The sequence below is a fragment of the Caproicibacterium sp. XB2 genome, from assembly GCF_044880635.1.
GTDB classification, from domain to species: domain Bacteria; phylum Bacillota; class Clostridia; order Oscillospirales; family Acutalibacteraceae; genus Caproicibacterium; species Caproicibacterium lactatifermentans.
Window position 1 is genome coordinate 952,400 of record NZ_CP173227.1, and the last position, 25,184, is coordinate 977,583.

The following is a 25,184-nucleotide window of genomic DNA, read 5'->3' on the forward strand; positions in this document are numbered from 1 at the left end:
TAAGAAATAGTTTTTTTGTCAGGAGGAAATACAAATATGTCTGGCCATTCGAAATGGAATAATATCAAACGAAAAAAGGAAAAAACCGATGGCGCAAAGGCAAAAGTCTTTACAAAAATCGGCCGTGAACTTGCAGTTGCTGTCAAAGAAGGCGGCGGACCGGACCCAGTCAGCAACTCAAAGCTAAAGGACTGCATTGCAAAAGCGAAAGCAGCGAATGTTCCGAATGATAATATTGAACGTATTATCAAACGTGCAGCTGGTGACGGCGACGAAAACAAATACGAAAATATTGTCTATGAGGGATATGGCCCCTGCGGTGTTGCTGTTATTGTAGAAGCACTGTCTGATAACCGCAATCGTACAGCAGCAGATGTTCGCCATGATTTTGATAAATATGGCGGGAACCTCGGCACAACGGGATGTGTTTCTTTCCTGTTTGAGCGCAAAGGTGTACTGGTCATTGAACGTGAAGGCCATGAAGAGGATAAAGTGATGGAAGATGCTTTGGAAGCCGGCGCGGCAGACCTGCAGGCAGACGAAGATGTCTTTGAAATCTTTACCGAACCGGATGACTTTTCCGGTGTGCTGAATGACTTAACCAATAAGGGCTATGAGTTTGAAACAGCTGAAATTCAGATGGTTCCCTCTACTTATGTAAAGGTTCCGGAGAGTAAGCAAAACAGTATGCAGAAATTGCTGGACACGCTGGAAGATTTGGATGATGTGCAGAACGTTTGGCACAACTGGGATATGTCCGATGTGGAAGACAACGAAGAGTAAAGCTTTTCACTTGCATCAAATGTATGAAAAGTGGAAAATCCAAAGCAGGATACAATTTTCTGTATCTGCTTTGGATTTTTTATTTTTCCTTGCCTCCCAATAAAGTCTTCCCCATAAAAAACAGGGGCCAGAGCATTGTTTGCCCTGGCCTCGTGTCAGTTAGGAGTACTGCCGGTGCAGCCAGCTCATGTGCTGTGCTGTCCGGATATATAGAGGAAATTATTATGTACAGCTGTCATTCCCCCGTACTCCTATAATATGCAGGAAAAAAGTGAAATACGACTGATAAAAAGAAAAGTCCTGAAAACCGCATACTTATGCGATATTTCAAGACCATACCTTGGTGCGCGAGACGGGACTTGAACCCGTACGTCATACAACACACGCCCCTCAAACGTGCCTGTCTGCCAGTTCCAGCACTCGCGCTTGTGACAACGTGGATTATTATATCATTACATTTAAGAAATGTCAACTGTTTTTCACTTTTCTGCGCAGGATTGTGGTCAAAAAACACTAAAAAGAGAACAATAAAAACTTTATGTTGCAATATTGTACAAAAATGTATATAATTTAAAAGAAAGAATAGTTTATTTGTTACACGTTCCCTCTTGTACTTTTTAAAAGATAAATAATGAAAGGTCCCTTTATGTATGAAAATAATTTCATGGAATGTAAATGGTCTGCGGGCTTGCATTAAAAAAGGATTCCTGGATTTTTTCTCTTCTGTAGATGCAGATATATTTTGCGTACAGGAAACAAAAATGCAGCCGGGGCAAGTAGAACTAAATTTACCAGGTTATCAGCAACTTTGGAATTCGGCAGAACGAAAAGGATATTCCGGCACAGCTGTATTTACACGAAAACAGCCGCTTTCTACTGCTTATGATACATGTACCGGTGAAGGGCGCAGCATAACACTGGAATTCCCAGAATATTATGTCGTAACCTTTTATTCTCCCAATTCCCAGCAGGGATTAGCACGCATTGATTACCGTATGCAGTGGGAGGATACACAGCGGGAATATTTGATGAGGCTTGATGCCCAAAAACCAGTCATCCTTTGCGGGGACCTCAACGTAGCACACGAAGAAATCGACCTAAAGAATCCAGGTCCCAATCGTGGAAATGCTGGATTCTCCGACCAGGAACGTGCAAAATTCACTCAATTGCTGCAGTCTGGATTTACGGATACCTTTCGTGCACTGCATCTACAGCAAACTGGAGCATACAGCTGGTGGAGTTACCGTTTCCACGCACGCGATACCAACGCCGGATGGCGTATTGATTATTTCTTAACTTCCAATCGTTTATTTCCACGTATAGCAAAGAGTGAAATTTTATCAGATGTTTATGGCAGCGACCATTGTCCAATTTTGCTGGAAGTAAAAGATTAAGCGAATGCAAGTCCATATGTCCATCTTTACAGGCAGAATGGGCAACTTTACGTTATCGTAGTAACAGAAGAAAGCAGGGGGCTCTATGAATTTAACTTTTTACGGTGCTGATAAAGAGGTAACAGGCAGCTGTCACTGCCTAACAGTAAATGGAAGACATATTTTAATTGACTGTGGTATGCAGCAAGGCGAGGATGAAACAAATAATTGGGAATTTCCATTCCATGCGAATCTGGTAGACTATGTACTTATTACACACGCACATATCGACCATTCAGGCCGCCTTCCCCTGCTGGTCAAGCAGGGGTTCCAGGGGAAAATTATTGCAACCAGCAAAACGACCTATCTGATGCAGATTATGCTGCGTGACAGTGCACATATTCAGGAAATGGACGCTGCACAGGCTACCCGGAAGGGGCGTCGCGCTGGTCGACAGCCCAAACAACCGATGTATACATTAGATGATGCAGACGCTGCCATTCAGTTGATGGAAAGCTGTGAATACGGCGAAATAGTGGATGTATGCCCCGGTGTGCGTGCACGTTTTGTAGATGCCGGTCATCTGCTAGGAAGTTCTTCTATTGAGATTTGGGCAACAGAGGATGATGTAACACGCAAATTAGTCTTTTCCGGAGATATCGGAAACAAACAGCAGCCGATTATTCGCGACCCACAGTATATCAAAGAAGCCGATTATGTTGTTATGGAATCCACCTATGGTGACCGAGAACATGAGGAAGTGGAAAACTACCCGGAAGTTATTGCAAAAATCATCGATAATACGCTTGCGAATGGCGGTAATGTCGTTATCCCGTCCTTTGCAGTCGGTCGTACACAGGAACTCCTTTATTTTATACGACAGATAAAGGAGCAGCACTTGACATTGCAATGCCCAAATTTCCCAGTCTACGTGGATTCTCCCCTTGCTGCAGAGGCTACAGCTATTTACAGCGGCGACCTTCATGGATATGCAGATGAAGAAACGGCTGACCTAATTATGGATGGATTTGACCCACTCCAATTCCCTAATTTGAATATCACTGCCAGTGTGGAGGAATCAAAAGCCCTAAATGCAGATGGTGTTCCAAAGGTAATTATTTCTTCAAGCGGTATGTGCGAAGCTGGCCGTATCCGGCATCACCTGAAACATAATCTTTGGCGGCCGGAATGTTCCATCGTTTTTGTCGGATTTCAGGCAGCCGGAACGCTTGGCCGAATGCTTCTTGATGGTGTAGACAATGTTAAGCTTTTTGGTGAGCAGATTGCGGTAAAAGCGCATATCTATAATTTCCGGGCTTTATCCGGTCATGCGGACCACAGCGGTTTGCTGGAGTGGCTTGGTGCCTTTCAGAACAAACCAAAAAAGATATTTGTTGTGCATGGTGAACGTACTTGCTGTGAGGGATTTACAGCTGAATTGTGCACAAAAGGATATGATGCTTTTGCCCCTAATTTCCAGGCGAACTATGATTTGATTGCCGGACGGCTTACAGATGAGGGCATTACGCCAGAAAAATTGCACCCCGCCCGTCCTTCCAATTACAAAAATGAAAAGTATTACTCCCCCGCTTACGCACGATTGCTACAAGCACAGAAGCGGCTGGAGCAGGTTGTACAGCACAACGAAGGCGGTACAAATAAAGACCTTGGTCGATTTGCTGACCAGATTTTGTCCATGTGTGATAAGTGGGACCGCTAAAACATAGAAATAATAAAGCAGGACTGCCCCGAAGGTTTCACTCCAGAGCAGTCCTGCTTTATTATTGTAATATTGTAGTGGAATAAAAATTTAATCAGCAACATCTTCACTGTCAGTATTATCCGCGCCAGTACTGACCAGCAAAGTTACAGAATATTGATAATTTAGTTTGCTGCCGGCCTTTAAACCGTCTGCATAGCCAATTACTTGCCCTTTTGGAATGCTGTTACTGCTTTGCAGTGTTTTTCCATCCGGGACCAAGCCAACTGCGTCTACTTTTTTACATGCTGCATCATAAGAAAGTCCAGCAACATCAGGCAGTTCACGCAAAGCGGCTCCCTGACTAACCGTAACAGAGATAGCCGCGCCTTTTACCATCGTACCAGAAGATGATGGCGTTTGGGAAATAATGCAGCCCTCTTTAATACTGTCGCTGAATTCCTTACTTGTTAAAACGACTTGGTAATCCGAACTTTTACTCAAGCTGTAGTAATTTTTTCCGACAAGATTCGGCACCACGATTTGTCCTTCTGGTACAGAAGATGCCATAGAAGAACTGTTAGATGATGAAGTTAAGCTGCTAGGACTGGAAAGGCTGCTGGCAGAAGCGGTGCTTTCATTTTCAGCTGAATCCGATGCAGAAGAAATTACATCAGAGGAAGATACCGCTGATATAGCCGAGTGGTTTACTCCGCTGTTGGTTAAAGCAGATTCTGATGCATTGCCTGTAACGGGATTTTCTACTGAGGATGCAGCAGAAGTTGCCACAGCTAATTCACCAAGGCTTCCAGAGTGATTGGAGAGATAGGCAACAACACCGACTGTAACACATATCAGCACTGCCACGCAAATTAAGATAATACCCACGAACTTAGGAATGGGTTTCCGAATATTTTCTGCTTCCTGCTCCTGCTGCTGGGCCGCATGAGCTGCGCGGTCGGCAGAGTCATCATATGGACTGGAAATACGCCGCAGGCTTTGTGTTTCTTCCAGAGAAGCTGTTGCCGTTGGCGCAGCGGAAAGCTCCGCTCGAAATCGCTCAAAAGTAGGTGTCCGCTCACTGCGGCTTACCTGCAGTGCATTTGCCAGTGCAGTCACAACGTGCGGCGGAATACTTCGTAATGTACTGGCAGGCAGCAACAGGCGCGGGTCGCTGCGGCGGTCACGAGCATCTTTCGGCAGAACACCTGTCAAAGCGTAGAACAGCGTAGCTGCCATTCCATAAACATCGGTGTTTTCACCGAGTTTTGCGTTGGCATCATACTGTTCCGCAGCAGCACAGCCAGATTGTAGATTTGGTAATAAACAACCGCCTGATATACGGACGGCCGGTGAGCAAAAAGCTCCTAATTTCATACTTCCGTTTGGCATGATAAATAAAGTATCTGGGGAAATGCCATAATGACCGACACCGGCTGCGTACATCGCAGAAACAGCGCTGATAACCGGCATAAACAATTTCCATGCGGCATTCCAAGAAAGCGAGCCTCCGCTGCGCTCGACAAAATAGCGCAGTGTAATGGCCTCCTCCCATGGAGAAACCGCATAAGCAGTATAATTTTCCTCAAAAATGTCCTGCACTGCCAGTATGGCCGGCTGGTCGCGGAACTTTGCAATGGATTCCTGATAACTGATAAAGTCATTCAGATATTCATCAAAGGCGGTTTCGTTGCCGGCAATTACGGCAATGTCCGTGCTGCCGGTAATGCGTGCACAGATTTCATGCGGAAAGAACTCACGAATCTGTACAGTACAAAGTTGCTGCATATCAAAGGCAATATATGTGAATCCTTCTGGGTCGGATCGTTTTGCCCGTCCCACCATATAGCGTTCCTGCAAAACTGTTCGGTAAGGCAAAGCGTCTTTTCGCTGAGGTTCCTGCTGCGGAAAGCCGCAACGCGGGCACTTAGCTTGTCCTTCCGTGTCAGCCATGCAATTCATACACAGATGTTCATAGCCTGTCATAGGGTGCCTGCTCCTTCTTTCTGATTTATCACACCAATTTCCGTTAAAACAAAAAAGCAACGTCCGGCAGGACGTTTTGGTGTTCAGTAATATAATATCCCAGCAAATAGATTCCCATAAAATGATGGATGATTCTTCGTCTGAATCGTAGTTTATTATAGCACAGCTGTTGTATGTATTCAAGAGAAAGGCCGCTGCAGGTGATTACACTTCTGTTTCTTTTGCCATGCACAAGAGTGCAAAAAAGGAGACAGAGCGGTTTGCCCTATCTCCCCTATTTGCGATTATCGCTTTAAATAATATTCACTTACAGCATTTTTTAATTCTTCCGAAGAATGAATGTCACGCCTGAGGATAGCCTGCTGTGCTTCCTCCGGCAAGGACAGAAAAGAATTCTGTAATTCCGGTGCATCGTTGAAAAACCGGCTGTAAAACACAGGATAACCCAAACGCCCAAAATAAGTGCTGTCCAAAATGAATCACCTCTGCCAGCCAGTATGTGCAAAAATGATTCGTTTATGAATGGACGATTCCACCAGCAAGATGGTTATTCGACAGCGTGGTCTTTCAGCCACACCGCTGTTTCATCTGCCACACGGCGGACACAGCCTTCATCCAACGGTGACTGAAAATTGACAGAGTGTGCAATGTCAATAAAGGAAGCGGTCCCGCCCTGTTTTACAAACTTCAAATAGCGGTTCCACGCGTCCTTACGGTCACGGTTTGCCGCATTGAAAAACTGCAGGGACATCGTCTGTGCCAGGCAGTAGTCAATATAATAGAAAGGATACATATAAATGTGGAGCTGACGTTGCCAGCCTGCACCACGCTGCAAAACAGGAAGGCCAGTAAAGTCCATATAGGGTCGGTACATCTTTTCCAGCCGCAGCCATGTCTGATTCCGTTCTTCCGGTGTCATTTCCGGATGGAGGTAAATTTCTTCCTGAAAATGGTCTACTAAACAGCCATAAGGAATAAAGTCAATCGCATCTTCAGCATGGGCAAGTTCATATTTATCTGTCTGGTCGCCGAAGAAAAGGTGATGCCACGGCGCAGTCAGAAACTCCATACTCATGGAATGTGTTTCAGCAGTTTCATAGGAAGGTTCCCGCAGAGCCAGCAGCGGAACCGTACGCTGTGCAATAAAACTTGCAAATGCGTGACCTGCTTCATGTGTCAGTACGTCCACATCTCCGGAAGTGCCATTAAAGTTTGAAAAAATAAACGAGCAATGATAATCTGGCAAATCCGTACAATAGCCACCGGGTGCTTTACCTTTTTTGGCCAATACATCAAACAAATCCATGCGGAACATCTGTTCAATAAACTCTTCAGTCTCTTTGGAAAGTTCTGTGTACATCTTTTTTCCGGCTTGCATTATTTCTTTCGGGGTTCCCTGCGGTACAGCGCTGCCATCTTTGAATTTTAAATCGTTATCATAAAAGCGGAAATCCGTAACGCCAATGCGTGTTGCCTGACGTTTTTTAATCTTTATCGTCAGTGGAACTAGGTCACGTACAACCTGCTTGCGAAAATTGCGAATGTCATCTAGATTATATCCGTTCCGGTTCATGCGCAGCAGTGAAAGTTCCGCATAGTTGGAAAATCCAAGCCGATGTGCCTGCTCTGTACGATTTTTTACTAATTTGTCGTAAATGGTATCGAATTCTTCGCGGTGTTCCTCAAAAAAATCGAAATAAGCTTCTGCTGCATTGCGACGCACAGAACGATTCGTGCTTTGCAGATAAGGCCCTAACTGTGACAAGTTACAGGTTTTACCGTCAAAGTCAATGGCCGCACTTGCGTACAACTTTTGATATTCGTTGGTCAGATGATTGCCTTCCTGTAGAAGCGGAACAATCTTCGGTGAAAAGGCTTTCTGCTCCATTTCAAGCTTCTGGAACAGCATGCTGCCTAAATTTTTTTCAAGTTCTGGGCGATGGGGCGATTGAACCAGCGCTTTCTTAAAGGACTGCAGATGTTCGTTCAAAAGCGGTATGTGCTCATCATTATATGTCTGCTCTGTTTCGTAGAACTTGTCGAGCGTATCTACGCTGTTGCGAATCATGCAGATGGTGGCCTGCGTGACTACATTGGATTCCAGTGTTTCCACCTGTTTATAAATTTCCAGCTGTTCTGCAGTGGTTCCCTTCTGCAGTTTGGCTGTCATATCATCTATCTGCTGAAAAAGGGCAGAATAGTCTGGCCTTGTGTAAGGCATTTCTGAAAATTTCATAGCAGTGACTCCTTTGCTACTCTTATTAAATATAGAATAAATACAGTTTACCGCGATGCGAACAAAAAATCAAATTCTTGCTTCTTTTCTGCATTCAGCGTATACTGAATAAGTATATTGACAGATGAGAATACAGGAGATGCATCAATCATGAAAGCAGCACAAAGACTTTTAAAATATGTTAAAGTCTATACAACCTCAGACGGGAATTCCTCTACCACACCGTCTGCCGCACGGGAACTGGACCTTGCCAGCATGCTGAAAGACGAAATGAATCAGCTTGGGCTAGAAAATGTCCGCATTTCATCATCCGGCTATGTATACGGCGAACTTTCCGCAGTCCCCGGTATGGAGCAGGTCCCCGCGATTGGCTTTATTGCACACATGGATACAGCCCCAGATTTTAACGGAAAAGGCGTTCATCCACAGATTCATAAAGATTATGACGGCGGAGAGATTTCGTTGGGTTCCAGCGGCCGTGTCCTTTCGCCAAAGGCTTTCCCAGACCTTGCCAACATGAAGGGCAAAACGGTGATTACTTCAGATGGAACTACTCTGCTGGGTGCGGATGACAAAGCAGGCATTGCGGAAATCATGACCGCATGTGAAGAACTGCTGCAAAAAAAGCTGCCGCATGGTCGTATTTGTATCGCTTTTACACCAGATGAAGAAATCGGACAAGGTACACGCTCTTTTGATATTCCCGGCTTTGGTGCCAAGTATGCATATACGGTAGACGGCGGCGAGGTCAGTGAAATCACATATGAAAACTTTAACGCGGCAGGTGCAGAACTGACTTTTCATGGTTTTAATGTGCATCCCGGAGATGCAAAAGACATTATGAAAAATGCTTCTTTAATTGCAATGGAAGCCAATGCAATGCTCCCCGCCGCTGAAACACCATCACATACTGCTGGCAAAGAAGGTTTCTTCCATTTGTGCAGTATGGAAGGCTGCATTGAAGAAGCAAAGCTCACTTATATTATTCGGGACCATTCCAAAAAACATTTTGAGATTCGTAAAGATATGCTTCGCCATATCGTCCGTACGCTAAACGAGAAGTATGGTGAAGGCACAGTTGAATTAAAAATGGCTGATGAATATGAAAATATGCTGCCTTACATCCAGCCGTACCCCATGCTGGTGGAAAATGCGCGGGCGGCAATTCGAGAGCTTGGCCTGACACCATATGAAGAACCCATTCGCGGCGGAACAGATGGTGCTATGCTGAGTGTCAAAGGCCTGCCATGCCCCAATTTGGGTACCGGCGGTCATGCCTATCATGGGCCATATGAACACGTCGCAGCAGAAGATATGGATTTATGTACCGCGATTATTTTAGAAATTATTCATCGTTTTACGGCATCTTCTAAATAAAACTAAATTTAATGATTTCAACAATCATTAAGGGACTGCAGAGAATTCGGAAGTTTTCCGGTTTTCTGCAGTCCCTTTGTATATGATTTTATTTCAGCTTTTTCCGCGTGCGTTTACTTTCATTTTGTTGACGACGTTTTCTTTTAAGCGTTCCTGCATGACTTGATTGGCGTTATTTTCAATCGTATCATCCAGTGCTGGAAAATCATAGCCTTCTCCGTAGCGACGCGTCAGTGCGGTATGCAATAGGTAATCGCACACCTGTGGGTTCTTTGGCAGCAGTGGCCCATGCAGATACGTACCGATTACGTTTTTATAATGCACACCCTCGTAGCCGTCGGTGCCGTTGTTGCCGTATCCACCGGCGGAAATCACTTTGCCAAGAGGATGGCAGTCACCAAGATAAGTGCGCCCGCCATGGTTTTCATAGCCGACAATCGGCATTTTACAGATGTCGCTTTGAATCATAACGTTGCCAATCAGTCGGCCTTCTCCGCGCTCTGTTTTCAGGTCAACAACGCCCGTTCCCTTGACCAACTCATCCCCCAGCAGATAGTTGTGCCCCAAAAGCTGATAACCACCGCAGACAGCCAGCAGGACGCCGCCTGCCTCCACATAGGCGTGCAATTGCTCTTTTTCAGATAGCAGCGCGTCACAGACAATTTTTTGTTCCCGGTCTGTTCCACCGCCGATAAAAACAATATCAACGTCAGAAAAATCGGCCAGCTCTCCATTGTGTACCTGATAGACCTCAGCCTCTATGCCGCGCCATTCACAGCGCTTTTGCATACAGATGATGTTGCCGCCGTCCCCGTACAGATTCAGCAGTTCCGGATAAAGATGCGCAATTTTTAATTTCATTGTTTTTCCTCCCCGCTCAGGGTGCGCAATTCCCGCTGCGCAGGTGCCAGCGCAGAATAATTGGTAAGGATATATAGACGATGTTCTGTTGGCAGTGCACGCGTCTTTTCAGCTGCTTCTGCCACGCTTTCCACTAATTCTGCCGGGATGCCAGCATATTTCAGGCGTACCTGCAAATCATTCATACGGTGACCACCGGCATATACGACCATTTCTTTTTCTTTGGCCAGCCGTTCAAAGTCAACGTCCCACAGCCAAGAAATATCATTGCCGTCGTTATCATTATCATTGATAATGAAATAGATAACTTTCGGTCCCTGGTCCTGCAGCAATAACGCCATGTTTTGGTTAAAGCCAGTTGGATTTTTCGCCAGATTCAGCATGATAGGATGTCCCTGTACCATGAATTTTTCAAGCCGTCCGTTCTTGGGGTCATACTGGTCCAATGTATGCTGAAAATCCTGTGCACTGCAGCCCAGCATAGAAGCAGCCGAATATGCTGCCAATAAATTATAAACCATATAGACACCACTGTATTGTGTCTTAATCGTTGTATCCCCAACAGTAAAGGATATGCCGCCGCCCAGCTGCACATCAGTTGCTGCAAACTGTAACGGTGCCCGCTGAAAGCCGCATTTGGGGCAGTGGAATGCACCCAGCTGTCCATACTGACGATAATCATATTCCAACTCGGTACCGCATTTTAAGCAGAACCGGCCGCCAGTCACGCGGTCCTGCGGCAGATGCAGGTCCTCAGCAATACCAAACGGAATGGTATTCTTTACATGTGAGGCAATGTGAGAGCAAAATGGGTCATCTGCATTGTAAATCAAAATTGTTTCCGGAGATTTTTCCAGTGCGGAGATAATGGCGTTCATAACTGTGTCAATTTCCCCACAACGGTCCAGCTGGTCACGAAAGATATTGAGCAGAACCATATATCGGGGCTTTAAAAAAGGTACAATGTGCGGTGTAGAAAGTTCGTCCGCTTCCATTACTCCCCAGTCTGCTCCCTTGCCCGGCAGCAAAGCGGTCACAACACCAGATGCCATATTAGCTCCGGCTCGGTTACATAAAACTGAATTGCCGCAGCTTTCTACCGCTCGGCAAATAATATTATTCGTCGTTGTTTTGCCATTGGTGCCGCATACAACGATAGAACCTTTGTGCAGCTTCTTGGCAAGTTGCCCCAGAACCATTGGGTCGATTCGCAGGGCAAAGCGTCCCGGCATGGCACTGGCACCTACGTGCAGGATGTGCCGCTCCCCCCAGCTAACCGCACGGGCCAGCAGAACAGCAAATGAGCTTCTTAACCGCATAAACTTGTCCCCTCCAGCTGTTTCAAACAGCATTTGTGCTTAAAAATGAATGTGCATGAAAAACAGCAGGAAGATGCGGTTCTGCATCTGTCTGCTGTGTAAGTATATGTTGAATTATAGCAGTTTTTAAACCCTTTGTAAATAAAGAATCACATCTTCTGCTGTGTCAAGGAACAGCGGACGTGCGGGATGAACTGGATACAGCGGAGGAAGGAACGCTTGGCAAACCGGCGATTGCGGAGGACAGCATGATGAACTGCTGGGTGCGAGGCTGCCTGCCATTGACAGTAATCGTCAGTAAAGCAGTTCCTGCGGGGGTAAATTGTCCGCTGATTTGTGTTTTTCCACTTAATAAAGAAATATCACCGTTTTCAGAAATAGAGCCAGAGACTGCACGGCTTTCAAATGTCCCGGCAGGTACATAACGTGCCGTTAGGCTGCCAGCGCTGCAGGTATCAATCAGCAGTGCGTTTCCGTCCGTGTCATTCCAAGTGCCCGTCAGTTTCCATGTATCTGCGCCCCATGCGGTTACACGGGGTTTATCTATGGAAGACGGTGCTCCGGAAACGGCTGAGGAGTAACTGCTGGGAATACGTACCTGCATATGCAGCTGTACCATGGACTTTGTCACGGTAAATTCCACAAGGTCTGCATCTGTTAGTGACTGGCCATCCGTCTTAATAGAATTAATTTCAGATTCAGATACAGCAAACTGTTGAAATTCACTGTTGCGGACGGCGGCTGAAATATCCGCAGCCGTGTAATTTGGGCTAGTCTTTCGGGGAATCAGCGTTTGCTGGGAAGAAGAAACTGCCGCCTGTGAAACAGCAGACGAGGCGGTACCTATTAACCGTTCCCATGGCCATGTTCCTTGTTCCTGTTTCCATGCAACAGAAAAACTAATGCCAACGGCTACCACGCAAAGGAGGATAATAAGCGTGATGAACGGCCCATACGAATGATGTTTGGGCTCTTCATCTTCCTCTTCATAAGTGTCGTATTCATTGTCAGAAAGATGATTATTTAAAAATTCACTATCTTCTGCAGGCGGCACCATATCCTGAAAAGGCATTCCACATCTGGAACAGAAGCGTGCTTCTGCCGGGTTGTCATAACCACATTTTGGACAAATCAAAGTTGGGCCTTCTTTCTCCCTTTTCTACAGCAGGACGTCAGTATCAGGATAAGTACCGCACCGATTGCTGCACCAATCGTATCCAGCAGTACATCCCATGGAGACGGAGAGCGCAGTGCCGTAAAGGACTGGTGAAATTCATCGCCCACCGCATAGGCAGCACAAAAAGCAACTGTGACAAACAGCCAAACTGCCGGACGCAGCGAAAAGGAAGACAGCCACCCAGCAGTAAAAGCTGCCAACAGCATATAAATAGTGAAATGTGCTGCCTTCCGTATAAAATGGTGAACAGAAACATTAGAAGCAGAAAGACGCAAAGTCTTTTTTAACCAGACAGCACATGGCATACTGACGCTGTCACTTTTAGGACCATTCTGAGCGGAAAAATGAAAAATCAGTATCATACAGCAAACAGCCATCAGAAAACATATCCATCTGCGAACTTCCAGGCTGTATCCTACTCTTTTCTCTTTTACAGCAAGTGTCATATTTTCGTGCAGGCTCCTTTTTGTTCTGTAAAACGAATATAGTATATCACTTTTTGAAACCTGGTGAAAGTCAAAGAGACTTTTTAGGGGACCTTGTCAATCAGAAAACTTGGGTTTATAATAACATAAGATGAAATATTTGTTTTGTAAGAATCTGACGAACCAGAGGCGAACAGACTTGAAAATTGGAATTGTACTGGAAGGCGGCGGCATGCGGGGCATTTATTCCACTGGCGTGCTGGACTCTTTTTTACAGGCACAGTTTATGGCGGATGAGGTTATTGGTGTTTCAGCTGGTGCCTCTATTGGCATTTCCTATGTTTCCATGCAGAATGAGCGCGGACTGCGCACAACTGTTAATTATGCGGGAAAAGAAGACTATCTAAGCCTACATAACTTTGTGAAGACAAAATCCCTTTTTGGCATGGATTATATTTTTGGCGAAATACCAGAAAAACTGGACTCTTTTGATTATGACACCTTCCGCAGGAATCCATGCACTTTTTTTGCGGGCGCCACTGATGTTCGTACGGGAAAAACCTGCTATTTTGGGAAGGAGGAGATTGTGCCTCCCTGTACGGTACTGCGGGCGTCTTGTTCCCTGCCGGTTTTTTCTCCAATCGTGCATTATCAGAATGGAGAGTATTTGGACGGTGGGCTGCATGCACCTATTCCAATTGATAAAGCTTTAGCTGATGGCTGTGATAAAATCATTATTGTACTGACACGGGAACGTGGCTATCGCAAAAAGCCACAGGTTGGCCGACCGGTGTATGCACATAAATATCGCCACTATCCTGCTTTAGTGCACGTCATGGATACACGTCATAAAGTTTATAATACAACACTCGATATGATTCAACGCATGGAACATGACGGAGAAGCAATTATCGCAGCACCAGATGAGCCACTGCCTTTGGATCGTTTTGGCACAAATCATGACCAGCTGCTGACTGCTTATCGCATTGGACTGGAGAAAGGAAAAGAAGCACTTTATCGGGCACAGGAAAAATGGGGAATCACCCTTCCCCGCTGGCCAAAAGATTTTCCGCCTGCTAATTCTTCTGCACAGATATAGAAAAGTACAGTAAAAAGGCTGTCTGCGTTTACCGAAATACGCAGACAGCCTTTTGATTTGTTTGTTTATTTGTTTTCTTTGCTTGTGTCCTGGGATGCTTTTTCGTCTTGCACTACACAATGTGCTGTACATACAATCGCATGGCGGACCAGCGCGACAAACTTCTCTGGCTTCATATTCGGTAAGTCGAACAACCAACGACAAATGACTGTTTTGCACGCGTCTGTAAACAGCTGTACATAAAAGTCCAATTCCTCTTTGTTTTCATGACTGCCATTGAAGATTTCCTCAAAATATGGCTGGACGATTGCACGCATAACATCGGCAAAATAATCCGTAAAGGAATTCTGTCCGGTTACCTGCAAAGCATTTACGTAGAATGGCCGATTTGCATAGAAATAGGTACAGACATCCAGCAGCAAATCCCAGCCGCTAGTAGGTTCATGTTCGTACAAATGCTCAATCAGTTCTGTGTAGAAAATCCAGTTTACTAAATCATATTTATCTCGGAAATGATAATAAAAGCTTTGACGATTCATAGAGCAGCGGGCACAAATATCGCTGATGCTGATTTTTGAAAAGGGCTCTTCTGCCATCAGTGATTTCATTGCATCTGCAAGAGCCTTTTTGGTGATATTGGAATCCGCCATGCTATCATTTCCTCTTCTATTCTTAAAATACGAACACGGAACTTTTTATTGGCCCAGCGACAGAACAGCGCCCTGGCTGCCGGAGGTAACCAAGGCCGCATAACGAGCAAGATAGCCGGTTACATGCTGTTCTTTTGGTTTCCACCGTACTTTGCGTGCGGCCAATTCTTCATTTGAAACATCAATCTGAATGGAGTTGGAAGGAATATCAATTTCAATTTGATCGCCTTCCTGTACCAAAGCAATAGGACCACCTACCGCCGCTTCCGGAGAAATATGACCGATGGCAGCACCACGGGTAGCACCGCTAAACCGGCCGTCCGTAATCAGCGCAACACTGTCCCCCAGGCCACAGCCCATAATTGCGGAAGTTGGATTGAGCATTTCCCGCATACCGGGACCGCCTTTTGGTCCTTCATAACGGATGACAACAACATCGCCGGGATTGATTTTTCCGCCAAGGATAGCGGACATTGCCTCTTCTTCACTTTCAAAGACACGGGCAGGACCTTTATGCTGCAGCATCTCTGTAGATACGGCGCTGCGCTTAACAACACAGCCGTCCGGTGCAAGGTTGCCGCGCAGAACAGCAATTCCACCGGTTTTGCTGTAAGGGTTGTCCAAAGGACGAATGATTTCCGGATCCTTATTGACGCAGCCGGAAATGTTCTTTTTCACGGTTTTACCAGTGCAGGTTATACAATCAGTATGTAGAAGACCGGCGGAAGCCAGCTCGTTCATTACAGCGTAGACGCCGCCTGCCTCATTTAAATCTTCTATATAGGTATGCCCTGCCGGCGCAAGGTGACACAGGTTTGGTGTATGGGCACTGATATGGTTAAGAATATCTAGATTCAATTCCAGACCACATTCATGGGCAATAGCCGGCAAATGGAGTGCACTGTTTGTGCTGCAGCCAAGGGCCATATCTACGGTTAGTGCATTTTCAAAGGCGTCCATTGTCATAATGTCACGCGAACGAATATTTTGTTTAAGCAGTTCCATAATTTGCATACCAGCATGTTTTGCAAGTTGCAGGCGAGCAGAATAAACAGCAGGAATGGTTCCGTTTCCCTGCAGCCCCATGCCAAGTGCTTCCGTCAGACAGTTCATGCTGTTCGCTGTATACATACCGGAACAGCTGCCACAGGTAGGACAGGTGTTTGCTTCATATTCGTCTAGCACTTCTTTTGAAATACGGCCAGCCGCATATTCACCAACTGCCTCACTTGCGCTGGAAAAGCTGGTCTTCTTCCCCTGTACACGTCCGGCAAGCATTGGACCGCCGCTGACGAAAATTGCAGGGACATTCAGGCGGGCCGCCGCCATGAGAAGACCGGGAACATTTTTATCGCAGTTTGGTACCAAAACCAGTGCATCCAGCGCATGGGCAATGGTCATGGCCTCAGTAGAGTCGGCAATCAGTTCTCGGGTAACCAGGCTGTATTTCATGCCACGATGTCCCATTGCGATTCCATCACACACTGCGATTGCCGGGAAAACCAATGGTGTGCCACCTGCCATTGTAACACCAGTTTTTACCGATTTTACAATTTTATCAATGTTCATGTGTCCTGGTACAATTTCGTTGTATGAGCTGACAACGCCGATAAGAGGACGGTCAATTTCCTCATTTGTCAGGCCAAGCGCATGGAACAGAGCCCGTTTAGGCACGTCTTTTTTAATTGCATCACTGTTCATTTGTATGTTCCCTCCCAAGGTAGCAGACCACCATAAAATTTATACTTATTATAAAGAATAACAGTGAAACTGTCAAACTAATTGCAAAAGAGAGTTATAAACCGTATAAAACTGCATAAAATTTCATTTTGAACAACAAGTACATGAAAAATATAGGAAGTATTTTTCTGTATACAATTGATTTCTCTAAAAAAGCATCTCCATTTTGTCAGGCCTGTTCTTAGGGCCCAATAAAGTGGAGATACTTGCGAAGTAATCTTTCAGTTTTGTTATCCGGCGTTTTTCATGTGCAGCCGCAGCCGATCAGAAATCATGGCGATAAACTCCGAGTTGGTTGGCTTGCCGCGGGTATTGTGAATCGTGTATCCAAAATAGGAATTTAAAATATCGACGTCTCCGCGGTCCCATGCGACTTCAATCGCGTGACGAATAGCACGTTCCACACGGGATGGCGTTGTTCCGTATTTTTTCGCAACACCTGGGTATAATTGTTTTGTCACGGCATTGATAATATCCGGATTTTCCACTGCCATAATAATAGAATCCCGCAGATAATGGTACCCTTTGATATGCGCTGGAACACCAATTTGATGTAAAATTTCGGTTACCTGAATTTCCAGCGTTTCCTGGCAAGGTACTGTTGGATTTTCCATGGTCAGTAGCTGACGAATTCGCCGGGCAAGCTGAACAGTTTCATATGGCTGCACAGCTAAATAGGCAGCTCCTGCTGAAAGGACTTCCCTCTCCAGCGTAGGACTTGTAAAATTACTTTCCACAACAAAAGTAGGCAGCTTTGTCGGGTGATGTTCCTGCAAAGAATTCAACACACCGACTGCGTCCAACCCCGGCATGAAAATAGGAGCTAACACAGCTGCTGGCTGCTGTGTTTCTACAGCTTTCAGAAGACTGCTGCCGTCTTTTTCAGTATAAGATACGCAAAAACCATTTTCTTCAAAAACATGAGTATTTTCCTGTTGATACTCTGGACTCTCATTGGCAATCAAAAGTTTTATACTATTCTCCATATTTAGTCCCCCTAAGAATTTTTACATCAATATATTACCATATATTGGGATTATTGGCAACAGTTTAATGAGAATTTTTTCTTTTCTGGGGAAATTCATACGGAAAACAGCCGCTTCCCATGTTTTTGCTATGCTGCTGCTTTCTTTTCGGCAGACAACATATTTTCAGCCAGAATTCCATATCCACGTGTCGGATCATTTACAAATACATGAGTAACAGCACCTACCAACCTGCCCTGCTGCAGAATGGGGCTGCCGCTCATTCCCTGCACAATGCCTCCAGCACGGGCTAACAGTGTTTTGTCCGTAATGTGCAGCACCATGTTCTTGCTGCGTGCACCGCGCACGTTTAACAGCTCTATTTCTGCTTGATACGTATGCGGAGTGTTGCCATCTATCGTACAGACAATCTGTACCGGTCCGGCTTTCACTTCTTCTGCAGGACATACTGGAACGGCCGTATTATGCGGTGGTTGCTTCAGATTGCCGAATACACCCTGCTCGGAATTAGAATACAGCGTTCCAGACGGAACATCTGACGTAAAATAACCTTCCAATTCTCCTGGTACACCGGCGGAACCTTTTTGAACGCCGGAAATTGTGACAGGTACAATGTCTCCGCATCCAAACGGCATAATAGTATGCGTGTCCGGGTCTGTTATGCCATGCCCCAAACCCGCAAAGGCATGTGTTTGTGGGTCATAGAAAGTGAGCGTACCGACACCCGCAGCACTGTCTCTTACCCAAAGGCCCGCCCGGTAATTCCCTGCACTCTGTACTGGCAAAATATTTGCAGTTTGTTCTTTGCCACTGCGCAGCAAACCAAGTTTCAGCGCTTTCCCTCCGCTTTTTTGAATGGCCGCAGCTATCTGTTCATTCTTTGTAACAGGCTTACCGTTGACAGAGCGAATGATATCTCCCACCCGTACGTCCGCTTTTGCGGCAGGATTCACGGTTCCAGTGGGCGTTTCCAAATCTGCTGTACCGGCTACAACAACACCATTTGTAAACAACTTAATGCCAAAGGGCGTGCCACATGGGACCAGCATACAGACATGGGGACCGCTGACAGGTGCTGACGTCGGTTCCGCCGCTGAAGCAGCCGCACTGACGCTGAGCACCGCTGCTGCAAGAACAGCAGCAACTTGCCTTTCAACTTTTTTCATTTTTACATGCACCTCCTCAGGCCGCAGTTATTAATCTGCCTCATGGAGATGTATTTACGAATGGGAATTCTGCCGCTCGTCGGTATGATTTGGACAGAATAAACGCATTCTGCAAGCAAGGAGTGTCGGCTGTCATCTGTTGACATCCTGTTTTTCCAAAAATATTGCGAACGAAAAATGCAATAGAAACCCTGGACGGCATATCATTCCAGGGTTTCTATGAAGTCTTAATTTTTACCTTTTCCCAGATTTTCACGGGCAACAGCAAGCATTAACTTAATACGATTTTCCTGATTTACCTGTGTCGCACTGGGGTCATAGTCAATCGGGACAATATTGGCATTCGGGTGTATCTGTTTGATTTTATGAATCATTCCTTTGCCAACTACATGGTTTGGAAGACACCCAAACGGCTGCGCGCAGATAATGTTTTCAAAACCGCATTCACTGAGCTCCAACATTTCACCGGTCAAAAGCCAGCCTTCACCCATTTTAGCACCGTAACCAATCACACCTTTGACCAGTTCGCGGACATGAGAAAATTCGGTTGGTGCCAAGAACTGCGGATAAGGCTGGAATGTCTCTGTAATAATATGCTGCATTTTCGTAACATAATTGAAAAGGAGTTTCACAACAGCTGCCTTCGCAAAGCTGCCACCATACAGCCGCCTTTCGTCCAAGCCGTGACTGACCATAAAAAGCAAAAAGTTCATTAAACCCGGCACATTGACTTCGCAATCCTGCTCAGCGAGAAAATCTTCCAGATGATTGTTTGCGAAGGGCGCATATTTTACATAAATTTCGCCAACAATGCCAACATGAATTTTAGAGACCTTCTTGACTGGTATTTCCGAAAAGTCCTTCATAATGCCAGCCAAATTTTTACGCTGGTCGCCCATGCTGATACCCCGAGTGTGTACAAACTGTTCGTTGAGCTTTTCCACCCATTTGTCCAGTAGCGCTGCACTCTGCCCTTTTTCAATTTCATAGGGCTTTATCTGATTATTCAGACTCATCAGCGCATCGCCGTACACAACGCCTGCCATCATACGGCTTATCATGGGCAAAGTCATACTGAACCCGGGGTTTTTCTCCAGCCCAACAAGGTTTAGGCTGATAATAGGGATCTGGTCCATTCCAGCTTTATGCAGTGCTTTGCGCAAAAGAGGAATGTAATTGCTGGCACGGCAACCGCCGCCGGTTTGTGTCAGCAACAGCGCGGTGTGGTCCAAATCATATTTGCCGGAATGAAGGGCATCCAAAAACTGGCCAATGACCAAAATAGCCGGATAGCAAGCATCATTATGAACATATTTCAGGCCTTCCTGTACAATAGCCTGTCCGCTATTTTCCAACAATTCAATTTTATAACCGGCATTGCGCAAAACACCAACAAAAAGTTTAAAGTGAACCGGCAGCATCATGGGAATCAGAATGGTGTATTCCTTTTTCATTTCTTTTGTAAAAATGAGCCGTCCTGTGTTGTCATATACCAATTCCGCCATTATTCTATCTCCTTACTGTTCCAGCGCTGCAAACAAACTGCGCAGGCGGATCTTTACGGCACCCAAATTTGTGATTTCATCAATTTTAATTTGGGTGTAAATTTTGCCGTTCTCTTCAAGAATGCGGCGTACCTCATCAGTTGTGATAGCATCCAATCCACAGCCAAAAGAAACAAGCTGCACCAGGTTCATGTCCGGCTGTGTGGCGACATATTCGGCAGCGGAATAAAGGCGTGCATGATAAGTCCACTGATTCAGTACTTTGACCGGTTCCATATGTTCACAGGCAGCCACAACATCTTCACTGATAACAGCTGCTCCCAGGCTGGTAATTAGTTTATCAATGCCATGGTTGACCTCCGGGTCCAAATGATATGGCCGACCAGAAAGAACAATAATCGGTTTATGCTCCAGCCGTGCACGTTTTACAATTTCGCCGCCTTTTTTGCGAACGTCCGTCATATAATCGTTGTAAGACTGATAAGCAGCGTTGGCAGCTATCTTCACTTCTTTCAGTGTAAATGGTTGATTATGAAAATGGTAATTTAAAATTTTCAACATCTTTTTAGGAAAATCATGGGGCCTATGAATGCCAACGTAGTCATGGATGAATTTTTTACCTTTCAACTGATGCATGTTGGCTGCGATTACTTCCGGATAATAAGCAACAACCGGGCAGTTATAGTGATTGTCACTGCGGTTCTCATCAAAATTATAGCTTAGGCAGGGATAGAAAATGGTATCCACACCTTCATCCAACAAGCGCAGAATGTGACCATGTGACAGCTTTGCAGGGAAGCAAACCGTATCGCTGGGAATGGTGCTTTGACCCTCCAGATAAAGTTCTCGGTTGGAAAGCGGAGAAGTGACCACTTCAAAGCCAAGCATGGAAAAAAACGTGTACCAGAATGGAAGCATTTCATACATATTCAAACACATTGGAATACCGATTTTTCCACGTTTTCCTGCGGGCACTGGCGTATACGACTGCAGCTTCTGCAGCTTGTAAGTATATAAATCATACTCCGCACCCGTGCCGCTGCGCTTCGTTACAGGACGCTCACAGCGATTTCCACCGATAAACCGGCGGCCATTGTCAAAAATATTGATGGTCAAACGGCAGTTGTTGCTGCACATACCGCAGTTAGTTACTTTCACCTCATGTTTAAAGGTTTCCAGTTCTTCTCGGGAAATAAGCGTACTGGTTCCGGTTTCTTTATGCAGCGCTTTGTTCATCGCGTAAACTGCCGCACCATAAGCACCCATCAGGCCGGAAATGTCTGGACGGATAACGTTGACGTTCATTTCTTTTTCAAAGACACGCAGAACCGCATCATTTAAGAATGTACCACCCTGTACAACAATATTTTTGCCCAGCTCTTTCGCTGAAGATACACGAATAACTTTATACAATGCATTTTTGACGACACTAACGGACAAACCGGCTGAAATGTCTTCCGTCGTGGCGCCATCTTTCTGTGCCTGCTTGACCTGGCTGTTCATAAAGACGGTGCAGCGGCTTCCCAAATCAACCGGATGTTTAGCAAATAGGCCTAGCTTTGCAAAGTCCTCGATTTTATATCCCAGCGTATTGGCAAATGTCTGCAAAAAGGAACCACAACCGGAAGAACAAGCTTCATTCAAGAAAATATTGTCTATGGCCCCATTGTGAACTTTAAAACACTTCATGTCCTGCCCGCCAATGTCGATAACAAAATCCACATTTGGCATAAAGCGTTTGGCTGCTGTAAAATGTGCTATTGTTTCAACAACACCATAATCAATGTTAAAGGCATTTTTCAGCAGGTCTTCTCCATAGCCGGTAACAGCTGCTGCGGTAAAAGAAATATCTGGACGCTTTTGATACAGCTGCAATAGATAATCACGCATAATCGGTACCGGATTGCCAGTGTTTCCACGGTAGAAACTGTCCAGAATCTGTCCGCTGTTTCCCATAACAACGGCCTTGATGGTCGTAGAACCGGAATCTACACCGAGGTAAAAGGGGCCTTGGTAAGTTTGAAGATTACCGCGGGGAACTTTACTTTTGCTGTGACGCTCTACAAATGCATGATATTCTTCTTTGCTGTTAAAAAGCGGGTCGATACTGCGGAAGTTTCCGGTAACACCATAAGTGGAAATATTCTTTAATGCTGTATCCAAATCTATCTCGATTTCACTGCTGTATGCGGCGCCCAAAGCGACAAAGTAGAGACTGTTTTCTGGGCAGGTCCCCTTTGTTTTCAGGGCCATATCGAATGCACGGCGCAGACCTTTCAGAAAAGTAAGAGGTCCACCCAGATACAGGACATTTCCAGTAATCGGTCGGCCCTGTGCAAGGCCGGCAATCGTTTGATTTGCCACTGCAGCAAAAATGCTGGCGGCAAGGTCACTTTTTCGTGCGCCCTGATTTAAAAGCGGCTGAATGTCACTTTTTGCAAAGACACCGCAGCGGGAAGCAATCGTATAAATTTTCTCATAATGTTCTGAAAGGGAATCCATCTCCTCCAGGGAAACGTTTAGAAGAGTTGCCATTTGGTCAATAAAAGCGCCTGTACCGCCGGCGCAAGTGCCATTCATACGAACTTCAAGACCACCTGTTAAAAACAGAATTTTAGCGTCTTCACCGCCCAGCTCAATGATACAGTCGGTTTGCGGCAGAAGGCGCCCAGTAGCAATTCGCGTGGCATATACTTCTTGAACAAACGGCAGGTCACATGTTTCACTGATACCCATGCCAGCGGAGCCGGAGATTGTCAGTAGTGCATCTTCTCCATGCACTACTTCATCACGGATTTTAGTAAGCAGTTCTGTTATTTTCTCCGTAATCTGTGAATAATGGCGTTCGTAAGACTTGAAAACAATCTGATTATCGTCGTTCAATACCACACTTTTAATTGTCGTGGAACCAACATCAAGACCAATTTTCATTTAGATGGGACCCCTTTCTTCTGAATGGCACACAATAAATCTCGTCCATTTAGAAAAGCTTTGATGTGCAAAATTTGTTTATACATCAAAGCTGTATCTCCAAGCGGGACACAGCTGCATTTTATGTGAAAGAATCATTTTATTGTATCGTATTCCAACTTTTATGTCAAGGAAATCACCGGGTACCGTTCTGTATCAAAATGAAAACAGCAGCAGGTAGAAAAACGCATCCCGCTGCTGAAAACAATTTTTATTTTTAAACTTTTATAGGAGTCAATTCAAGCACCAAGACACCGCCAAGGCCTGCATACCAATATGAATGCTTAGTACCGGGCCCACTTCCTTACGCTGAATCTCTATCTGCGGAAAATGCTGCTGCAGCATATGTGCAAGACTTGACGCAATCGGCATTGTGCCAAAGCCCTGTACCATAATGCGCTGTGCGTTCTGTGGCACCAATGCAGACAGCATTCGTATCCGGTTCGCACGGCCGCGTGCCAGCTCCTTATAAACGATAGTCCCATCCTGTACCAGGAAAATAGGACGGCAATTTAAAATTGTTGTGACAGATTGACTCAGCGGTCCCAAGCGGCGGCTGCGGCGCAGGGCATGCATATCTTCTACAGAAAAGCCTAAACCGACACTGCTCCGTTGTGCGGCACAGTAGCTTGCCAGTTTATCCAACGATATTCCTGTATCTGCTAATTCACGGGCGCGCATAATCTGATAATAAAGCCCACCGGCCGTTGTAAGAGAATCCACAACGGCAATTTTATCGCCGCCGATTTCTCTTGCCGCGGTTACGGCGCTGTTCCACGCACCGCTTAAACGCGAAGAAATGACGATGCAGAGGACTTCGTATCCTTGTGAAAGAAGATGCTCAAACATGACCGCAAAAGCGGAAGATGTACACTGGTTCGTAGCTGTATGGTTCCCAGCATTGGTTAACCGCTGCGTATAGTTGTAATTTCGGTCTGTATAGTTTTCCAAATATGTGGTTCCATTCACCTGATAGCTGTGTGGAACGATGCAGATGCCGTATTTTTCGGCTTCTTGCCGTGTGACAGGTGCTGTACTGTCTGTGACAATGGCAATCATTCTCCATACACCCCCATTTTCCGGAAACGGCGGTATCGTGATTCGGACAGTTCAGAGCCAGAAAGATTAGAAAGTTCAACAAGTTTTTGATGCAGAAGCAAAGGAAGGTCCTGCCACAACTGCTCCCAATCATTTTCCGGTAGGATACGCTCCACTACTCCCAAAAGCTTTAGATTCTCCGGGCAAATGTGCAGGCTGTCACTGGCTTCCCGCACCTTATGTGGGTCTTTCCACAGAATGCTTGCACAGCCTTCTGGACTGATAACTGAGTAAACAGCGTTTTCCATCATCCAAACTTCATTGGCTACTGCCAAACCCAAAGCGCCGCCGCTGCCGCCTTCACCGATAAAAAGAGAAAGAATAGGAACCTGCAGCGTCATCATTTCTGAAAGATTCTCTGCAATAGCTTCCCCCTGCCCACGTTCCTCCGCGCCGGTACCACAGTATGCACCGGCAGTGTCTACAATACAAAGAACCGGACGACCAAACTTTTCTGCCAGCTTCATTTGGCGGAGTGCTTTTCGATATCCCTCTGGATGTGCGCTGCCAAAATTCCGGTAGGTTCGCTCCTTCATCGTATGACCTTTTTCCTGAGCAATCACGGTGATAGGCTGGCCGCAAAGACGCCCGATGCCAGCTACAATAGCTGAGTCATCTGCAAAACGGCGGTCACCATGCATCTCAAAAAAATCTGTTAAAATGTGATTGATATAATCGAGGCCTGTTGGCCGGTTTGACTTTCTGGCAAGCTGCAGTTTTTTATAGGCTTCCAC

At 45.7% G+C, this 25,184-nt stretch carries 19 protein-coding genes and 1 tRNA gene; 5 read left to right on the top strand and 15 right to left on the bottom strand.

Annotated features, from left to right (window positions below; genetic code table 11):
• Window positions 1-36: 36 nt before the first annotated feature.
• A complete protein-coding gene (locus ACIHKT_RS04610; RefSeq protein WP_086035759.1) occupies window positions 37-783 on the top strand; it encodes a YebC/PmpR family DNA-binding transcriptional regulator in 747 nt (248 codons plus the stop codon).
• A 341-nt stretch (window positions 784-1,124) separates the two neighbouring features.
• Here ACIHKT_RS04610 and ACIHKT_RS04615 read toward each other — a convergent pair.
• Window positions 1,125-1,209, bottom strand: a tRNA-Leu gene (locus tag ACIHKT_RS04615).
• A gap of 224 nt (window positions 1,210-1,433) precedes the next feature.
• On the opposite strand from ACIHKT_RS04615, the gene ACIHKT_RS04620 reads away from it, so the two are divergent.
• Complete coding sequence (locus ACIHKT_RS04620) at window positions 1,434-2,177, top strand: exodeoxyribonuclease III (protein WP_174193164.1); 744 nt, start codon at window positions 1,434-1,436, stop codon at window positions 2,175-2,177.
• An 85-nt stretch (window positions 2,178-2,262) separates the two neighbouring features.
• Complete coding sequence (locus tag ACIHKT_RS04625; RefSeq protein WP_086035761.1) at window positions 2,263-3,876, top strand: MBL fold metallo-hydrolase RNA specificity domain-containing protein; 1,614 nt, start codon at window positions 2,263-2,265, stop codon at window positions 3,874-3,876.
• Between the two features lie 90 nt (window positions 3,877-3,966).
• Here the strand turns inward: ACIHKT_RS04625 and ACIHKT_RS04630 are convergent, their stop codons facing one another.
• Both ACIHKT_RS04630 and ACIHKT_RS04635 read right to left on the bottom strand, forming a co-directional pair.
• Window positions 3,967-5,841, bottom strand: coding sequence for a PASTA domain-containing protein (locus tag ACIHKT_RS04630; protein ID WP_086035762.1), 1,875 nt, complete (start codon window positions 5,839-5,841; stop codon window positions 3,967-3,969).
• A gap of 547 nt (window positions 5,842-6,388) precedes the next feature.
• Window positions 6,389-8,077, bottom strand: coding sequence for a M3 family oligoendopeptidase (locus ACIHKT_RS04635; RefSeq protein ID WP_086035764.1), 1,689 nt, complete (start codon window positions 8,075-8,077; stop codon window positions 6,389-6,391).
• A 150-nt stretch (window positions 8,078-8,227) separates the two neighbouring features.
• Between ACIHKT_RS04635 and pepT the strand changes: the two genes are divergently transcribed.
• On the top strand, window positions 8,228-9,454 hold the full coding sequence (pepT, locus tag ACIHKT_RS04640; RefSeq protein ID WP_086035765.1) for a peptidase T: 1,227 nt from the start codon (window positions 8,228-8,230) through the stop codon (window positions 9,452-9,454).
• A gap of 93 nt (window positions 9,455-9,547) precedes the next feature.
• On the opposite strand, the gene ACIHKT_RS04645 is transcribed toward pepT, so the two are convergent.
• The 4 genes from ACIHKT_RS04645 to ACIHKT_RS04660 form a co-directional block, all read right to left on the bottom strand.
• Window positions 9,548-10,315 carry a type 1 glutamine amidotransferase gene (locus ACIHKT_RS04645; RefSeq protein ID WP_086035766.1) on the bottom strand — a complete coding sequence of 256 codons (768 nt, stop codon included), beginning with the start codon at window positions 10,313-10,315 and terminating at the stop codon, window positions 9,548-9,550.
• Complete coding sequence (locus tag ACIHKT_RS04650) at window positions 10,312-11,634, bottom strand: MurT ligase domain-containing protein (protein WP_086035767.1); 1,323 nt, start codon at window positions 11,632-11,634, stop codon at window positions 10,312-10,314. Before ACIHKT_RS04650 ends, ACIHKT_RS04645 begins: the two co-directional genes overlap by 4 nt.
• A gap of 166 nt (window positions 11,635-11,800) precedes the next feature.
• Entirely contained in the window at window positions 11,801-12,769 is a 969-nt protein-coding gene (locus ACIHKT_RS04655) for a zinc ribbon domain-containing protein (protein ID WP_086035768.1), read from the bottom strand.
• Window positions 12,766-13,257: a VanZ family protein gene (locus ACIHKT_RS04660; RefSeq protein WP_086035769.1), complete on the bottom strand. Its 492-nt coding sequence runs from the start codon at window positions 13,255-13,257 to the stop codon at window positions 12,766-12,768. The genes ACIHKT_RS04655 and ACIHKT_RS04660 overlap by 4 nt, the downstream gene beginning before the upstream one ends.
• A 178-nt stretch (window positions 13,258-13,435) precedes the next feature.
• Here ACIHKT_RS04660 and ACIHKT_RS04665 point away from each other — a divergent pair, with 178 nt between their 5' ends.
• Entirely contained in the window at window positions 13,436-14,335 is a 900-nt protein-coding gene (locus ACIHKT_RS04665) for a patatin family protein (protein WP_086035770.1), read from the top strand.
• Window positions 14,336-14,400: 65 nt separating this feature from the next.
• Here the strand turns inward: ACIHKT_RS04665 and dhaS are convergent, their stop codons facing one another.
• The 8 genes from dhaS to ACIHKT_RS04705 all read right to left on the bottom strand — a co-directional run bounded on the left by dhaS (window position 14,401) and on the right by ACIHKT_RS04705 (window position 25,184).
• Window positions 14,401-14,985: a dihydroxyacetone kinase transcriptional activator DhaS gene (dhaS, locus tag ACIHKT_RS04670; protein WP_086035771.1), complete on the bottom strand. Its 585-nt coding sequence runs from the start codon at window positions 14,983-14,985 to the stop codon at window positions 14,401-14,403.
• Window positions 14,986-15,030: 45 nt separating this feature from the next.
• Window positions 15,031-16,686 carry a dihydroxy-acid dehydratase gene (gene ilvD / locus ACIHKT_RS04675; protein ID WP_086035772.1) on the bottom strand — a complete coding sequence of 552 codons (1,656 nt, stop codon included), beginning with the start codon at window positions 16,684-16,686 and terminating at the stop codon, window positions 15,031-15,033.
• Window positions 16,687-16,955: 269 nt separating this feature from the next.
• Window positions 16,956-17,711, bottom strand: coding sequence for a sporulation transcription factor Spo0A (gene spo0A / locus ACIHKT_RS04680; protein WP_174193152.1), 756 nt, complete (start codon window positions 17,709-17,711; stop codon window positions 16,956-16,958).
• A gap of 128 nt (window positions 17,712-17,839) precedes the next feature.
• Window positions 17,840-18,877 carry a SpoIVB peptidase gene (gene spoIVB, locus ACIHKT_RS04685; RefSeq protein ID WP_404352862.1) on the bottom strand — a complete coding sequence of 346 codons (1,038 nt, stop codon included), beginning with the start codon at window positions 18,875-18,877 and terminating at the stop codon, window positions 17,840-17,842.
• 227 nt (window positions 18,878-19,104) lie between these two features.
• Window positions 19,105-20,382, bottom strand: coding sequence for a 2-hydroxyacyl-CoA dehydratase (locus tag ACIHKT_RS04690; RefSeq protein ID WP_086035775.1), 1,278 nt, complete (start codon window positions 20,380-20,382; stop codon window positions 19,105-19,107).
• Window positions 20,383-20,394: 12 nt separating this feature from the next.
• Entirely contained in the window at window positions 20,395-23,313 is a 2,919-nt protein-coding gene (locus ACIHKT_RS04695; RefSeq protein WP_086035776.1) for an acyl-CoA dehydratase activase, read from the bottom strand.
• Window positions 23,314-23,586: 273 nt separating this feature from the next.
• A complete protein-coding gene (locus ACIHKT_RS04700) occupies window positions 23,587-24,411 on the bottom strand; it encodes a DegV family protein (protein ID WP_086035777.1) in 825 nt (274 codons plus the stop codon).
• Window positions 24,408-25,184, bottom strand: coding sequence for an acetyl-CoA carboxylase carboxyltransferase subunit alpha (locus tag ACIHKT_RS04705; RefSeq protein ID WP_404352865.1), 777 nt, complete (start codon window positions 25,182-25,184; stop codon window positions 24,408-24,410). Before ACIHKT_RS04705 ends, ACIHKT_RS04700 begins: the two co-directional genes overlap by 4 nt.

What these genes read in the sequence shown, in the direction of transcription:
- ACIHKT_RS04610 (WP_086035759.1), top strand. Translation starts at nt 37, where the DNA reads ATGTCTGGCCATTCGAAATGGAATAATATCAAACGAAAAAAGGAAAAA.
- ACIHKT_RS04620 (WP_174193164.1), top strand. Translation starts at nt 1,434, where the DNA reads ATGAAAATAATTTCATGGAATGTAAATGGTCTGCGGGCTTGCATTAAA.
- ACIHKT_RS04625 (WP_086035761.1), top strand. Translation starts at nt 2,263, where the DNA reads ATGAATTTAACTTTTTACGGTGCTGATAAAGAGGTAACAGGCAGCTGT.
- ACIHKT_RS04630 (WP_086035762.1), bottom strand. Translation starts at nt 5,841, where the DNA reads ATGACAGGCTATGAACATCTGTGTATGAATTGCATGGCTGACACGGAA.
- ACIHKT_RS04635 (WP_086035764.1), bottom strand. Translation starts at nt 8,077, where the DNA reads ATGAAATTTTCAGAAATGCCTTACACAAGGCCAGACTATTCTGCCCTT.
- pepT (WP_086035765.1), top strand. Translation starts at nt 8,228, where the DNA reads ATGAAAGCAGCACAAAGACTTTTAAAATATGTTAAAGTCTATACAACC.
- ACIHKT_RS04645 (WP_086035766.1), bottom strand. Translation starts at nt 10,315, where the DNA reads ATGAAATTAAAAATTGCGCATCTTTATCCGGAACTGCTGAATCTGTAC.
- ACIHKT_RS04650 (WP_086035767.1), bottom strand. Translation starts at nt 11,634, where the DNA reads ATGCGGTTAAGAAGCTCATTTGCTGTTCTGCTGGCCCGTGCGGTTAGC.
- ACIHKT_RS04660 (WP_086035769.1), bottom strand. Translation starts at nt 13,257, where the DNA reads ATGACACTTGCTGTAAAAGAGAAAAGAGTAGGATACAGCCTGGAAGTT.
- dhaS (WP_086035771.1), bottom strand. Translation starts at nt 14,985, where the DNA reads ATGGCGGATTCCAATATCACCAAAAAGGCTCTTGCAGATGCAATGAAA.
- ilvD (WP_086035772.1), bottom strand. Translation starts at nt 16,686, where the DNA reads ATGAACAGTGATGCAATTAAAAAAGACGTGCCTAAACGGGCTCTGTTC.
- spo0A (WP_174193152.1), bottom strand. Translation starts at nt 17,711, where the DNA reads ATGGAGAATAGTATAAAACTTTTGATTGCCAATGAGAGTCCAGAGTAT.
- spoIVB (WP_404352862.1), bottom strand. Translation starts at nt 18,877, where the DNA reads ATGAAAAAAGTTGAAAGGCAAGTTGCTGCTGTTCTTGCAGCAGCGGTG.
- ACIHKT_RS04690 (WP_086035775.1), bottom strand. Translation starts at nt 20,382, where the DNA reads ATGGCGGAATTGGTATATGACAACACAGGACGGCTCATTTTTACAAAA.
- ACIHKT_RS04695 (WP_086035776.1), bottom strand. Translation starts at nt 23,313, where the DNA reads ATGAAAATTGGTCTTGATGTTGGTTCCACGACAATTAAAAGTGTGGTA.
- ACIHKT_RS04700 (WP_086035777.1), bottom strand. Translation starts at nt 24,411, where the DNA reads ATGATTGCCATTGTCACAGACAGTACAGCACCTGTCACACGGCAAGAA.